Source organism: Vibrio sp. 1751 (assembly GCF_033339895.1).
In the GTDB taxonomy this organism is placed as follows: Bacteria; Pseudomonadota; Gammaproteobacteria; order Enterobacterales; family Vibrionaceae; genus Vibrio; species Vibrio alginolyticus.
In genome coordinates this window covers 43,702-60,304 of the sequence record NZ_JAWOVM010000016.1, presented here as the reverse complement: position 1 = coordinate 60,304, position 16,603 = coordinate 43,702, and the positions used below count along the sequence as shown (strand labels likewise).

At 42.9% G+C, this 16,603-nt stretch carries 5 protein-coding genes; 3 read left to right on the top strand and 2 right to left on the bottom strand.

What is annotated here, in order from left to right:
• Positions 1 to 142 precede the first annotated feature (142 nt).
• Positions 143 to 1,546, bottom strand: coding sequence for a PLP-dependent aminotransferase family protein (locus R7041_RS08295; RefSeq protein WP_064369346.1), 1,404 nt, complete (start codon positions 1,544 to 1,546; stop codon positions 143 to 145).
• Between the two features lie 359 nt (positions 1,547 to 1,905).
• Here R7041_RS08295 and ampC point away from each other — a divergent pair, with 359 nt between their 5' ends.
• Positions 1,906 to 3,057 (top strand): class C beta-lactamase, encoded by a 1,152-nt coding sequence (gene ampC, locus R7041_RS08290; RefSeq protein ID WP_064369345.1) that lies wholly within the window; start codon positions 1,906 to 1,908, stop codon positions 3,055 to 3,057.
• Between the two features lie 94 nt (positions 3,058 to 3,151).
• Entirely contained in the window at positions 3,152 to 3,796 is a 645-nt protein-coding gene (locus R7041_RS08285) for a CatB-related O-acetyltransferase (protein WP_017635780.1), read from the top strand.
• 334 nt (positions 3,797 to 4,130) lie between these two features.
• Here the strand turns inward: R7041_RS08285 and R7041_RS08280 are convergent, their stop codons facing one another.
• A complete protein-coding gene (locus tag R7041_RS08280; protein WP_064369344.1) occupies positions 4,131 to 5,105 on the bottom strand; it encodes a M23 family metallopeptidase in 975 nt (324 codons plus the stop codon).
• A 253-nt stretch (positions 5,106 to 5,358) separates the two neighbouring features.
• Between R7041_RS08280 and R7041_RS08275 the strand changes: the two genes are divergently transcribed.
• Positions 5,359 to 15,900, top strand: a complete 10,542-nt coding sequence (locus tag R7041_RS08275; RefSeq protein WP_262652437.1) for a tandem large repeat — start codon at positions 5,359 to 5,361, stop codon at positions 15,898 to 15,900.
• Positions 15,901 to 16,603 lie beyond the last annotated feature (703 nt).

Sequence of the window (16,603 nt, the reverse complement as noted above, 5' to 3'; positions counted from 1 at the left end):
ACCAAGCGGGTTAGAGCGACACAATTCGTAGTGAACTCTTATTTGGTTGAAAAGCGTTCCAAGTTCGCAGTTGCCCCTGACTCTGCTGGTGATAACAAGACGATAAATTGATACCGAGCAAAACGATAATTTTATATCTGCTTTAATCCAATACTGATTGAATAATATCAAATGCTGTTTCTATTTTTTGGATAGGGATAATGCCAAACCCAAATAAGAGGGCATTAGAATGATTGTTGATAGAAAAATGCGATGATGGATAAACCGCTACATTTGATGAAGCCAGTTTATTCATCATTTGTGTCGCGCATCCCGATACTTCAGCTGCTATATGCAATCCACCTTGGCTTGGAATACGTTGTAAGCAATCTACGTTGTCAATTAATTGAGTGAGTTTATGGTACCTTTCGCTATAGATTTTATTCATATTGAGTAAATGGTGAGAGAAATGACCGTCACGCATGAATTCGTCAAGTAGGATTTGAGACACTACAGATGTACTTCTTCCCAAGTGCCACAACATATTTGAAATTGGCTCCATTAAAGACTTTGGTGGAATCATATAGCCAATGCGTATGCCGGGAAATAGTATTTTAGAGAAACTGCCTACCATAATGACGTAGTCATTTTTATCTTGTGACTTGAGAGCTTGCTTACTGGTATTGAGGTAGTGATATTCCGCATCATAATCATCTTCGATAATGATTGCGTTATTAACTTCTGCCCATCTCAGCAGTTCTAACTTCCTTTCAACTGAGTAGCTAAAGCCTAAAGGGAACTGATGACTAGGCGTTGTATAAATAATTTTGGTATTAGAAGGGATTGATTCAACGACAACACCTTGGTCGTCCATCGGCACGGAGCCTATTTGCGCGCCAAGTAATCGAGCTTGATTTCGAAAAACAGGATATCCTGGATCTTCCGTCGACACGAGATCCCCGGGAGAGAGTAATGTAAGGAGAGTCGTCATTATTGCCTGCTGGCACCCTTGCGTAATGATGATGTCTTCAGGGTCACAGATTACGCCTCTCGAGTGTCTCACATACTCGCAGATAGACTCTCGTAAACAAGCTAACCCTTGCAAATCACCACCATGTGCAAACTCTGGAGTTAATGCATTGAGCCTACTCAGTCTTGAGTGTCGCCAAATATGCTTTGCTATTCTCTGATGATCAGGAACGCCTAAAGTGAAGTCATAGTCTAGATTCTTTGGTGCGATGATCTCTGGCTTCTTCGCTGCGTTAGTGCCAAACACCCCTAGTTGGTAGTGTTTTATTGGTCTCTTATCTTGATCCATCGTTTGTTCTAGAGCATTACTTACGTACGTGCCAGACCCTGCCTTTTTTACTATCCACCCCTCGAACTGAAGTCGCTCATACACCGAAATGACAGTGTTTCTTGCTATGCCTAACTTTTTCGACAGCATGCGGGTTGACGGTAATCTCTCATTTGATCGTAATCTGCCTTCTAATATCCCTTGGTATATCTCGGAATAAAGCTGTTGGCTGGTGACTTTTCCAGTTTCGAAGTGTAGTGAAGATGGCATCGTTTTCTCTGTAGACGTTGAAAAGTGGTTCTAAAGCGTTGTGAGGATGTGGATCTGTATATACCAAGTATATCTACCTAGTATACCGTTATCGTGATATGGAGAAAGCGTAATGAGTACACTATTTCCCCATTTTGGAAACGGATGTTACTTACATTCGTATCTAACCGGCCTACCTATCAACGGTGATCAGGTTTAGACCTGTTTATATCGCACTAAAAATTTGAAGACACAGTGTTATTCATCGAGGGTTAACGATTGGAGTTCTTCAAGTCAGGATTACTTTTATATAAAAAGTTAAAAGCCTTGGAATAAACTAGAAATTAATTATAAGTTAAAATTAAAAAATTGAGGGTTCAATGAAGTTAAACAATGCCTTGCTGGCCATTTTATCGCTCACTTCTTTCGTCACGTTTGCGAAAACGGAGTTAACGGTTAGCAGTCAATTAAAGAGCGTAGTTGATGATTGCGCTAAAGGATTAATAAACGAATACGACATTCCGGGGTTGGCTGTTGCAGTAACGATTGATGGCAAGCGTTATTTTTACAATTACGGTTTTGCTGACGAAAGTAAGGGGAGTTTAGTCACCAACGACACAATTTTTGAACTCGGTTCTATCAGTAAAACTTTTGCCGCTACTTTGACTGGGTATGCCCAAGAAAAAGGTAAGCTAGACATGGATGACAAGGTCAAAGATTATATTCCAGAATTAGAGAATAGTGCTCTGGGTAATACCAAGCTAGTTCATGTCGCCACCTACACTGCGGGTGGTCTACCATTGCAATTTCCTAGCGAAGTAACGAACGACGCTGAAATGATGCAGTACTACAAAACGTGGAAACCGGAGTACGAAGCCGGTACTAAGAGGAAGTACTCAAACCCTAGTATTGGTCTATTTGGCTACATCGGTGCCTTGAGTATGAAGTCAGACTATACGGAAATGATGGAAACCGTCATCCTGCCTGAGCTCGGTATGACCAATACCTTTGTCGATGTACCAAAGGATAAGCTTAATAACTATGCTTTTGGTTATAGTTCTGAGGGAAACCCCGTTAGAGTTAATCCAGGTATTCTTGATGCGCAAGCCTATGGTATTAAATCAACGAGCTCAGATATGCTTCAATATATCGAAGCAAATATGGGGCAAGCGCAACTGAATAATGATATGGAGAATGCGCTAGAGCAAACTCACATTAAGTATTTTAATACCGATACATTTACGCAAGCAGTAGGGTGGGAAGGTTATGATTATCCCGTCTCACTTTCACAATTATTGAAAGGTAACTCCAGCGACGTAATTCTCAACGCTAAACCGGTTCAAGCAAGTGAATCCGGTACTCTCGGTCGAGACATTTGGTATAACAAAACGGGCTCAACAGGTGGCTTTGGGGCATATGTCGCGTATGTACCCTCTGAAAAAATAGGCATAGTGATTCTAGCGAATAAAAACTACCCTAATGCCGAAAGAGTAGAGGCTGCTTACCATATTATTAGCTCAGTGGTGAAGTGAATTTTAGTGGTAATAGGAACTACGTAATTATTAGAGTTTATTTAGATTCATACTATCTACAGTGTTTTATTAGATAGTATTTATAGGAGTATTCATGAAAACTAAGCATTGGTCTAAGGTGACTTTGCTACATGAAGTTGTTACGAACCCAAATATAACGATTAAAGGTAAACATAGTTATTACAGTGATTGTTGGGACGCCGGTTTTGAAGAGTCTGTTGTAAGATATCTACAAGGCGATGAGTTCAGCCGAGATTGGGAACCAAAATGGAAGATTGATAAGTTACATATAGGTGACTTTGTCTGTATTGCAGCGGAAGTTGTGATTGTTATGGGGGGAAACAGTACACATAGAGCAGATTGGTTCTCCTTGTACCCATTTATGGACTTTATTGAAGAAGCGTACGTCGGGAAAGGAGATACTCATATTGGCGATGGCGCCTGGCTCGGTATGCGATCCATGATAATGCCGGGTGTGACTATCGGAGAAGGAGCAATCGTTGCGGCAAACAGTGTGGTGACGAAAGATGTTGAGCCTTACAGCATGGTTGCGGGTTCACCAGCTAAGCATGTCAAATATCGCTTTTCTCGAGAGACGATAGACGAACTGCTTGCTCTTAGGATATATGATTGGCCTGATAAGAAAATCGACAGCCTGAAGAGATTTTTATGTTCAGACGATTTAGAAGGGCTGAGAAAGGCAAGCGCTGAATATGATAGAAACCATTCAGTATCATGACAACGTCACCATTTAAAAAATCAGAAAGAGGCCATTGTTGGGCCTCTTTGTATTAAATATCTAACCAATACAATGAGTAATCATTTTATTCTTTTATTGATTTTTTATGTGAATATGATAATGGCGCGTACCACTTGCGTTCAAGAACAAGAGGACAACGTGTTTGGTAAAGGGGAAACCGATGGAATATCGGGAAACTATAATTATTAAGAGCCGCATGTAGCGGCTCTTTTTGATCCTGAAATTGGTTAGTGCGACAGACTACGAAGCGCTCAGAGGGTTACGAGGACTCGCTTCAGATAAATGAAGAATACACGAATCGAAGTGGATGTTGTTACCTATTTGACTGCTCATACCGTTGCCATTCCGCTGTTAACTCTGCTTTTTCTTTTCTCGCTGCAATCAGCATTTCTATATTTACGTCAGTGTTTGGGTGCCTTTGAATGTATCGCTCGTAATCAACCGGAACACCATTGATGTGCAGTTCAAGATGTAAATGCGGCCCTGTTGTTCTTCCTGTGTTACCCGTTTTCCCTATCACTTGTCCTCGGCTGATCTTCTCACCAACATGGACGTTGCGCTGAGATAAGTGTAGGTAGCGTGATACAGAGCCATTTGTGTGGCGGATATTAATGTAGTTGCCTGCAAAACGGTTGTAGCGGGACTTTAAAACGATGCCATCGGCAATACTACGAATCGGTGTACCTACAGGTGTGGCATAATCAGTGCCTAAGTGCGGAGTCGTTATATTGGTCACTGGATGTGTTCGCTTTAAGTCATAGTCAGAGCTCACTCTGTAGTTTTTATCAAAGGGTGAAGAAAACATGAATTGATTATTTATCGACACACCATGCTCATCAAATACGTTACCGTGACCATCATTGATAATAAATAAATCAGTTTTACTGCCTAAATAGTAAAAAGAACTAATGTAAGTTTCATTTTTACTATTTAATTTAGTTCTTAAGATAAAGTTATCACCTCTTTTAATAGAGTCAATAATATTAAACTTGCTTTTGATAAGTGCTAATAGCAAGTTGATCTCTTTTTGACTCACTCCTGATTTTAATAATGAAGCGACAAAAGAGTATTCAACAACACCGGTAGTGATTTTTTGCCTACGAGTCTTCTTTTTAATTGATGACTGCACATTCTCACTTTCGAATTCTAAAGGCTTGATGGTAGGTAGCCTATCCACAGGAGTGAGGAAGTAGTGAGAAAGCGATACGCTAATCAATATGATTAACGCAGTAGTGATAAGGGCTACGGTAGGAGCTTGCACACTCCTTTTTATTATTAAAATAGTCATTAGTTTTGTTGGTTTATCAATACTGACAGTTGTGCGTAGAGTATAATATTTTAAATAAAAACTAGCATTAAAGCATGAGTAATTCCTCTGTTTTAACTAAGTTAATAATTATAGGATGTAAAAATAATTTTAATAATTCAGTCAAAGTGACGGTTGGCTTGGTGTTTATGCCTATTTTGTTGGTGTTAATGTCACGTTGAGAAAATATTTTTCAATAATATAATCTCGGAAAAATATATTTTGCCAAATTACTATGTTCGCTAAAAATACGCTGAAATTAACATTAGGTCTTACGCTTACATCTCTTTTATTGAGTGCATGTGGTGGTGGTGATGGAGGAGACAACACACCTCCAGCTAGAAGCAAAGGAAGCATTTCCGGTATGGTGTTTGACGCCCCAGTCAATGGCGCCAAGATTGAGGTTTTCGAGTTCAAAAATGGAAACTTAGGTCGGAAGTTGGCTAACACGACGTCTGATGCCTTCGGAAACTATCTGCTAGAGTTTGAATCGTCGTCAATGCCTCTTTTTGTTGTTGCAAAAGAGGGGAGTTATACCGATCCGTTTACAAATGAAACGGTATCTGTGAGCAATGCGAAGACACTTAAATTTGAAGGTGTTGTGAACTTTAAAGAGGGGAGTGAGCAAAAGTTAATGCTTACTCCGCTGTCGAACTTGGCAGCAGGCTTGGCAAAGTACAAAATTTCCCAGGGGGCCACAGATGAGAGTGCCTTTTCAACTGCTTTGGATAGTATCAATAGCATGTATGGTTTTGACGTAAATGAGACCAAACCTATTGATATTACCAAAGGTGGGCAAAGCAGTTTTGCTAGTACTGGGCATCAATACGGCGCTTTATTAACAGCATACTCGTCTTACTCTTACGATCTTGTAAAAAAATACGGCAACAGCGATAACGTCTACACTTCGATGCACTTCGCTGACATCCAATATCGGGATGTTATTGCAGATGGTGTTCTTGATGGTCTTGAAGTGAGCCAGACTTCAGGAGCAGTGACTCCCCTCAGCTTTGGACAGAAAAAGATAAACAGCGACGTTTACACACGTGACTTATCTCAGCACGTTTTGATCGTGGTAAACGACCCAAGTATCAATATTTCTGGTACTGATGCTGCCGACTATGTCGACTTTAGTAAGAAGCTTAATGACTTAGGTACATATGGCAGTACAGATGGCGTCATTCCACCGCGAGATGGGACGGAGATCGATACCACAGCGCCTATCGTGACACGCATTGACCGTGATGTACTTGCTGGCACCGATAAAGTTGATCTAAAAATTGTTGATGATATCGGTGTAGAAGACGTATCCGCCTTTATTCAGTATCAGATTAATGGCTCTTGGTCTGGTGAATTTCAATGTAACGACATACAAGATTTTGGAAGCACATTCTGTTCGGTTGAATTTGATGATTTTGAAGTTGGCCTTCGAGAGACCAACGTTAAAGTTAACATTAATACCAAAGAGATCGATAGTGTAGATATGAACCCTGCCACAGGGCTCTCAAACGTAACAGCAGCACGGTTAGTCTTATATACAGCGGATGTACTGGGTAATGAGTTAATTCCAGGCAGCCATTCGGGTCTTCATATCAACTTTGAATGGGATAACGATGCGCCTGTTATCGATATTACATCGGCGAGTGCAATTAATAACCAACTTAAAGAATACGTTCTGAAAGGGGTTGTAAAAGAAAGCTCGCAAGAGATTAGTTCGGTCAGTATTTCATTTAAAGATGGCTTACATGAGGGCGTCACATGTTCTCCTGTCACTGTAGAGTCTGGAAATGCTTGTGAGTTTAGTAAGGCTTACCCAACTGATGAATTCCTATCTACGACGGTCTTTGAGGTTCGAGCGAGGGATAGCAAAGGCAATACGGGCTCTGCGCAGCATGCAGTAAGTCGTGACGATCAAGCGCCAGCACAGACGATAACCTATCCTGAAGGTACGTCAATGACGTACGTAAATGTGGGTTTAGATGGTGAACGAACCACTTACGATGGTATCTACTCTCAAGATACGTACACCCCAGACAATGTTCAAGCAAGCCGCGATTTCCTGAAGATTGATTATGCGTACGCAAGTTTAGGGATTAAGAACTCATTAAAAGGGATAGATTTTAGTAACTTCAACGCTAATTTATTGAAAGAGAATAAAATCCCTTATGTTCGTGTGAAAGTTTCAGACGTAAACACCGATACGGTTTTAGGCTCCAACGCTAATAAGCTTAAGCTCGTCGTCAAGTACTACGTAAGCCAAAACAACGATAACAACTACTCACTTCAGCAAGTTATTGACACAACCGCATCCGATGACGATTACATCGCAAAAATTCCGCACGAAACGCTGTTAGATAGCAATGGGCGAGTAGAGGATGTCATCTATTACATTCCTTTTGTAAGAGATATTTTTGGTGACAGCTTTAAATCGGTATCAGAAAACAGTAGTCAAAAGTTAGTCATTCAAACCGTCGATGAGTCTGATAACGAAAGCACTCCAAGAGAAGTATATTTTAGAAGTAGCTTTGACCTACCAACCATAAAAGTGGTGACACCATTTATTGGTGCGCGAGCTCAACTTGAAGGGTTGAGCCCAAGTGGTGAATTCACTTCACTTGCAAGTTGTACCACTATCCAGCAACTGGAAAGTGACCAGTCCATGGCTCTTGACGTAGCGAGCTGTGAAACCACAACTGACGTAGTGAATTATGATTTCATGCGTGTTCGTTTAATTGGTATCGAAGGCAGTGAGCCATATTATTACCAATGGAAAAGAGACCCAGGGACCAAGAAAGTAACGGTTGACTTAAACAAGGCCAATATTGGTGTGTATTTTAAGCTCAAAGGTTCTCAAACTTACTATATTACTGAACTATCGACATATCAGACTGGTTTGTTTGATTTCCAGTGGGATCAAGTGACAGCGGGAGAGAAAACTTCAGAACGTGCGATTCAAATTCTTGATGATGTGCGCTACGCGTTATCAGGTACGAATAACAACTCATTCTTTGGGTTTGACCCAACGGTTGTGTCTTATGCAACCAATGAAATGCTTACAACTAAAGCGATTCCAGACAAGCCATCAAATGACTATCTACACCGATTCCTTGTTGAAGCAATTGATAGTATTGCCGAGAGAATGCCAAGAAATAACTCATTAGATTTTGCATCTGCTATTTACGATGATTTTAGCTACGATGGAAAAGCAAATGGTGTAGGGGCAGGAGGAAGTCAAGTTACGCTCGATTCTTACACGTTTGGCGCTGAAACTTACCGAAAAGATCTGGCGCAATCCTATTATGAAATCATGGCGAGCAAATACGGTATTGAGACCAATATCGCGCAGCTCTATGCTGATGATGTTTCGATGGCTAATCCTGACTTAAATGGTAAGAACATTTTTGATACAGAGGGTAGCAGTATCGATACCTTGCCGCCGCAGCCAAAATTAACCATTGAAAGCGGTAGAGAGACGATGGTTGGTAATAGGCTTTATATCGCTGGCGAGGTTGTTTCTAAAATTGTCCTAGACGATCCTTCTGGTATTGTAGGAACCGACGCTCACGGCCCGAAGTTTAGCACGATGTGGTATCAAGCCAATGAGCCAAATATTGAAATACCACTGGACATCAACATCGTAGAAAACTCAGACAGCAGCAATGCTTATCGAAAAGAGTACTTCTTCACCCTTAACTCCCAGTCTAGTGAACTAAAAGATATTATAGAGTTTGCCGTGGAGACCAGTGCTATGGACCCACATGGCAATGCGTATGGTTACAATGGTAAATCTCCGTTTATAGAATCGGTGTTTATTGATAACGATTTCCCTAAGGCCACTTACCTTCCACCGAATGATGTCGATGGTAAACCTGTAGAAAACGGTATTTATTTAAATGCGAACAATACTCATGAATTAACCTTCAAGGTTGAGGATATTGTTGGTGATAAGCTTGCCTCGAGGGGCCTTGTTTTCTACCAGCAAACCGGTGAAAAAGTAACATACACACCAGAAAACTTTGCAAGTAACTCGAAAGACGCGTTTAAAGTCAAACTATGTACGGGCGAGATTTGTTCAAATCAAGGCTCTACGATTTATCCTGGTGATGGAGATTGGTTAGTTGTTGCAGCAGCAGAGGACAACTTAGGTAACTCCGTTTCAGAGTTAACTAGCACCGCTCCGAGATTCAATATTCGTATCGACTCTGAAGCCCCTATTGTAAAAAGTGAGCAGGTTCAAAGCCGTTTAGGTGGTAATAACCAATGGGCACCTGTCATTGATTGGGGGACGTTAAGCTCTGGCAATAACGTAAAAATAGATTTGCGCCGCGGATCTGGTCAGGCTCTGACATTAGAAAGCTGTGACCCTCTAACAGAGGCGTGTGACGTACCATACCTAGTTGGTGAACAGCCTGACGTCAAAGTCCAACTGGTTTCAAAAGCATTTGATTACGATGAATGGAATGAATTTTACGTCACTGCGACGGACAACGCTTACCCTGCCAATGTTAGTACAACAGGGAAATTTACCTTCCAAGTCGATAACAAAGGCCCTGAAATCATCCTAAATACGCCTTGGGTTGAAGACACATTGTCTAAAGAGAACTATGTCATAGGGCGTGAGTTCAATGTGCGATTTAAATCCGTAATAGACGATTCAGACCTTGAGCAAGTCTCGCTGTATCAAAGTGGTAAAGATTCGCCAATTAAGACAATTGTGCCAACGGATTCATCTAAAGAATTTGTCATGTCTCTTATCAAGAGTGACACAGATAAAATAGACATTTCTGAAGATGAAAAAACAACGTCATTGTATGTAAAAGCAACCGATATATATGGTTTTGAGTCTAGTTCTAACACGCACAAGGTTATTCTTGATCGTGATGGGCCAACATTAGGATTAAGTGGTTTCAATGCGAATGACTACTACTTAGGTAACTATGTCTTTGACCTAACGGCGCTAGACCTAAATGCTAACGGTGATGTTTCAATTAATGGCGTAAATAGAGAAAGCCTAGAGTATTGGACGTTTAGCGATCTGGAACCATTACCTGGCTCTCCTGGTACAAAAATCAATGAGGATCTCAAAGTGAGCCTTGGTGATTTAGGTACGGGTACACACAAGATTCGTTTAAAAGGGTCTGATGTTCGTGGCAACACAACCTTAACCAGTGATGAGCAAGATTTTACCGTCAAAGTGTACAACTCAATCCCGCAGGTGACGCTGGCGATGAGTTACACGGATGGAACGCCAATTACAAACAACACCATCTATCAAGATGGGAATATCGTACTTACGCTTGATATTGTTGATGATAGTGGCGTTGATCGAATTGACTCAACTTATAGATTCTCTGGAGAGCAAAACGGGACTAACTTTACGTTCTCAGAAACCGCAGATGGCACTTGGACTGCAACGTTGCTTTCTACACAAATTGCCAAAGATGGTAATTATGAACTTGATATCAAGGTTTATAACAAAGTTCGTTACCTTGATGAAAAAGACCGAAAGGTTGGAAAAGTAAACCAAACCTTTAGCGTACAGCGTGAAGGCGTGGTTCTAACAGTTGAAAGCCCGCTGGACTTCCAAAATTACTTATCTGATGGTGTTCTTGATGTCACCTTTACTACATTGAGTGCGGTCAAAGCCAAAACGTTAGAGTGTTGGGTTCGTGAAGAATACAACTCTCTAGATGCGCCACCAACTAATGAGCAACCAACTTCTGGTGTTATCAACGTATCGCAAGAACCTTACAGTTGTAGTGTCAATGTTGGGCAAAACATGACCAAAGCACCTGTTACTTTGATCACTAAAACCTTGGGTACAAATGGGCGTGAAACGATCAACAAGTTCAATTTCTCGATGGTGGATATTGATGCACCGACAGTCGTGGATGGTAACTCATACAGTTTTAAAGGAAGTGATGTTTGGTTTGATGAAGCTTTGAAGAAGAAGATGCTCACATTTGAGCTCTCTTTTAATGATGCTTTATCAGGCGTGAATACCGAAAGTTCAGATGAATATCCAAAGTTGGTTCGTAATCTTGGCAACAAAGCTTATACACCAACGACTTGTGCCAAAGGTGTTGGAAATATCAAGTGTACGTATTCTGAATCCTATGCCGATATTATTGATGGCCTGAGTACAACTCAAGAATACAAAATCAAGAACTTATCTGATTTAGCAGGAAACTTGACGCCAGAGCACGATCTAATGCTTGAATTACCTAAAGGTTCGGTAGTCGTTGAAATTACTGATCCGGTCGGAAACACAACCATTAATGGTCAGCAGCTTGTCGCCAAATTCAGAATTAAGCTGTATGAAAACTCTAGACTAGACAATGTGATGGCCAGGTTTGGAACGGAATCCTACAACTATAAAGATAATCCGGAGAAGTTTGCACAATTAGAGGTGTGTGCAGATGACCCAACCTACAAGTGTTCAACATTTACAAGTGAACTTCCTAGCGATGCGGATGGAAAAACGATCAGGACAACGATTACTGCAACGGATGTGTGGTCGAGAGTCGGTGAAGCGAACGTTGATATTAAAGTTGACAACACACCTCCAAGTGTTGGCGATGAGATAATCGTAACCGAATCGCCAACAAATCCAGATAATGTTCGTTTTCGTTTTGACATAACGGACACTGGTAGCAGCCTCACAAAAGTAAACTACTCGGTTTTAAACCCGAGTTATCAAGAAGAAAGAGTAGAGGATGGGAATGGTTCATCTACGTACTTTGAACTATCAAAATCTCAGTTAGAGGGGCGTGGTTCAATCACGGTTGATATCAAAGCGACAGATAGCGTCGGACTGTATTCTGATATCAGAAAAGTCATTGATATTAGTGTTCCTAAAGTCACGATTGATTTCGATGGAATTACGAGTTTGCAGGGTGGGAAACTGTTTTTAACCAAGGCGAGCCAGCCGTTTACGGTATCTACGATGGAAGGAGAAAGAGTGAAAGCTTCACAATATTCTGTGGAGCTTATTCCAAGCCTCGGTGATTCCTTGCGTTACTCAGGTGATGTTATCTCATCTAGTGGTAATGGAATGATGAACTTTGCCGTCGATAACCAAGGGGCATATACCCTTAAGGTGACGGTGACGGACTCAGTTGGAAGAGAGAATACAAGCTTTGAATTACTAGGCAAAAGTTATGATGGACAAGTGATCGAGTCTATTGTTGATTATGACGCTCCAAGTATTTCGGGCTTAAGTGCTAATCAAACCTCTAAGGTGCCGACAAACGATAAGTATCAACTAGAAATTAGTGCATACATTACAGATAAAAATTTAAATCTCGTCACGTCAAAAGCGGTGAGTGGTGGTAGCACAGTGGCTCCTCAAGCGATTACTGAGCCGACAACCGAAGCGGGGCCTTATGTCATAAGCTATTTGTTACCGAAAGGCGATCATACGATCACGGTGGCAGCAACAGACAAGGTGGATAACAAGAGTGAAAGTTCTATTGACGCGCATGTGGAAGCGGCAACCGTTCCCGGGCTAAGTATCTCTACCGCCTCAAGCGCCCCTCTTTTTGGACGCGAAGAGATTACGCTTGCGTTTAACTTTACAGAAGAAGTTACGAACTTTGATATCTCAGATGTCCATCTTGTCGCTAGTGATAGCGGTGTAACAGGAACGTTAAAACAAGATACTTGGTCGACTTCAGACAATATTACGTGGACGGTTAACTATGTCAGCCCAGAAAAACAAGATAAAAATATCACTATTCAGGTAGAAGACAATAGCTATCAAAGTACCAACACAATTTCTGGAAAAGGAAGCAGCTTAAGTATCGCGGTTGAAGGAACCTTACCAAAACTGACCAATGTGACATTTAACCCCGAGCATCAGAGCGTGGGGCAAAGCGTGAGTGTCTCGCTTGAGTTTGATAAAGAGCTCCAAGAGGCGACCGCTACGCTTGGCGGCAATCGCATTAGTTCTCTATCAGCAACGGTAGATAAAAAGGTCTGGGTTGGTGATGTACAAGTTCCGAGCACCGCGCTGTTAAGTGTCGACTTGGTTGTTAGTCAGTTTAAAGATTTGACTGGCAACATAGGTGAGGATAACACCGCTCACGAATTGCCGATCACGCCAACCTTAGCTATTACGCCAGTGGGCAATGTGGATGAAACGCATGCCACCAAGCTACAATTCGAAGGTACGTCGACACGTTTTGATGGCCAGTCCCTGCGTCTTGAAGTGAAAGCCCAAGGCAGCGCGACGGCACTAAAAAGCAGCAGCGCGACAGTGCAAGCCGGTGGCACTTGGACCAGTGACGCGATTGATATGAGTCATCAAACCAATGGCACTTATACCGTGATGGTGACGGGGACGAACTCAGCGGGTATTGAAGTGAGTGAAAGCCAGAGCTTTACACTGGCGCAATCTCTGCCAACACTGACTAACGTGACGTTTACGCCTGAGCACCAAGCCATCGGCCAAAGCGTGACGGTGACGCTGGAATTCGATAAAGATCTGCAATCCGCCGCAGCGGAGTTAGGTGGCACGACGATCACTTCATTAGTGGCAACCGCGGACCCAAGTGTTTGGACTGGTGATGTGGTGGTACCAAGCACGTCAGAGCTGAATGTGACGTTGCTTGTTCGTGACTACCAAGACTTCTCAGGGAATACCGGTAGCCAGAACACGGCTTACTCCATGCCGATCACACCAACCTTAGCTATTACGCCAGTGGGTAATGTGGATGAAGCGCATGCCGCCACGCTACAATTTGAAGGTACGTCGACACGTTTTGATGGTCAGTCCCTGCGTCTTGAAGTGAAAGCCCAAGGCGGCGCGACGGTATTGAAAAGCAGCAGCGCAACGGTACAAGCCGGTGGCACTTGGACCAGTGACGCGATTGATATGAGTCATCAAACCAATGGCACTTACATCGTGATGGTGACGGGGACGAACTCAGCGGGCATTGAAGTGAGTGAAAGTCAGAGCTTTACACTGGCGCAATCTCTGCCAACGCTGACTAACGTGACGTTTACGCCTGAGCACCAAGCCATCGGCCAAAGCGTGACGGTAACGCTGGAATTCGATAAAGATCTGCAGTCCGCCGCGGCGGAGTTAGGTGGCACGACGATCACCTCATTAGTGGCAACCGCGGACCCAAGCGTTTGGACTGGTGATGTGGTGGTACCAAGTACGTCGGAGCTCAATGTGGCGTTGCTTGTTCGTGACTACCAAGACTTATCAGGGAATACCGGTAGCCAGAGCACGGCTTACTCCATGCCGATCACGCCGACCTTAGCCATCACGCCGGTGGGCAGTGTGGATGAAACGCTTGCCGCCACGCTACAATTCGAAGGCACGTCGACACGTTTTGACGGCCAGTCCCTGCGTCTTGAAGTGAAAGCCCAAGGCAGCGCGACGGTACTAAAAAGCAGCAGCGCGACAGTACAAGCCGGTGGCACTTGGACCAGTGACGCGATTGATATGAGTCATCAAACCAATGGCACTTACATCGTGATGGTGACGGGGACGAACTCAGCGGGCATTGAAGTGAGTGAAAGTCAGAGCTTTACACTGGCGCAATCTCTGCCAACGCTGACTAACGTGACGTTTACGCCTGAGCACCAAGCCATCGGCCAAAGCGTGACGGTAACGCTGGAATTCGATAAAGATCTGCAGTCCGCCGCGGCGGAGTTAGGTGGCACGACGATCACCTCATTAGTGGCAACCGCGGACCCAAGCGTTTGGACTGGTGATGTGGTGGTACCAAACACGTCAGAGCTGAATGTGGCGTTGCTTGTTCGTGACTATCAAGACTTCTCAGGGAATACCGGTAGCCAGAACACGGCTTACTCCATGCCGATCACACCAACCTTAGCTATTACGCCAGTGGGTAATGTGGATGAAGCGCATGCCGCCACGCTACAATTCGAAGGCACGTCGACACGTTTTGACGGTCAGTCCCTGCGTCTTGAAGTAAAAGCCCAAGGCAGCGCGACGGTATTGAAAAGCAGCAGTGCGACGGTACAAGCCGGTGGCAATTGGACCAGTGACGCGATGGATATGAGTCACCAAACCAATGGCACTTATACCGTGATGGTGACGGGGACGAACTCAGAGGGCATTGAAGTAAGTGAAAGTCAGAGCTTTACACTGGCGCAGTCTCTGCCAACGCTGACTAACGTGACGTTTACGCCTGAGCACCAAGCCATCGGCCAAAGCGTGACGGTAACGCTGGAATTCGATAAAGCATTGCAAGGTGCTGTGGCGGAGTTAGGTGGTACCACGATCACTTCATTAGTGGCAACCGCGGACCCAAGTGTTTGGACTGGTGATGTGGTGGTACCAAGCACGTCGGAGCTCAATGTGGGGTTGGTTGTTCGTGACTACCAAGACTTATCAGGGAATACCGGTAGTCAGAACACGGCTTACTCCATGCCAATTACACCGACAATACACCTAGACGTTATCAACGATGTTACTGGAGTGGAAAGCATGACAGTAAGTGGTAGCAGTGAACGGTTTGAAGATGGTGAGTTCATAGATATTAAAGCAGTCGACGCTGATGGTACAGAAGCCACAGGCATGGCTACCGTGCTTTCAGACTCATGGACAACTGATTTAGATCTTTCAGGACTGAAGGAGGGGGTAGTGACGATTTATGTAAATGGTACCAACAAGCTTTCCGCCTCTGCCGAAGAGGCTCTAGCAACATTTAACTATGATCGTTTCGCAAGTACAGCCTCCTTAGGTGCTGTTTACAACCGATATTTTAGTGATAACAAAACTTTAAAAAATGCGGCATAAATAAAGCGAGCGTTTAGCTCGCTTTATTTCTTTGGGACTTTTTGTGATATTTATCAAAATAATTGCCTTTATTGATAAGTTACTCGAATTAATGAATCGTCTTAATACAAGGCTGAATAACTATAATAACTAGGCCAATGTTGCTTTTAGGTGTGTATGAAGTGATTGTGATGGTTGCTCGGCAGGTGCTGTGGTGAATGTGTCGCGTTGAAAATCTTTTTAAATATTATATATTTACGCTCGTTTCTATACTCTGAGTATAGTGTTCTGCATGAGGTCGATGGGTAATACCTCGCCTCTTTAACTCGCGATGAAGCAAATTTAATCCTAGCAAGCTTCAGAGCAGTTACTTTTGTGAGTGCGTAATGCGCTCACCTTTTTATTTAAACTTCCTCAGTAACAGTCAATTTGTTGTTTGTTGCTGAGGAGGGCACCTCATAAACTTCTGAATTTCCTCGTGCTTACCTGAAGCGCACGTTACTACGATTTTTGTTAACTTCAGTCCATAAATTAAATTTTTTTAGATAGTAAGATTTTACCATTTTGACAGAGTGGGTGATGTTACTGGCTTTTGTTGTGGTCAAATCGCATGTTTTGATAGCAAAAGTCACCATTTTTTTGGTGTTTTTGATTTCGGGCGATTTTTCTATCTCGTTGAAAATAAATGGCTAAGTAAGTAGGATACGCAGACCAAATCGTACTT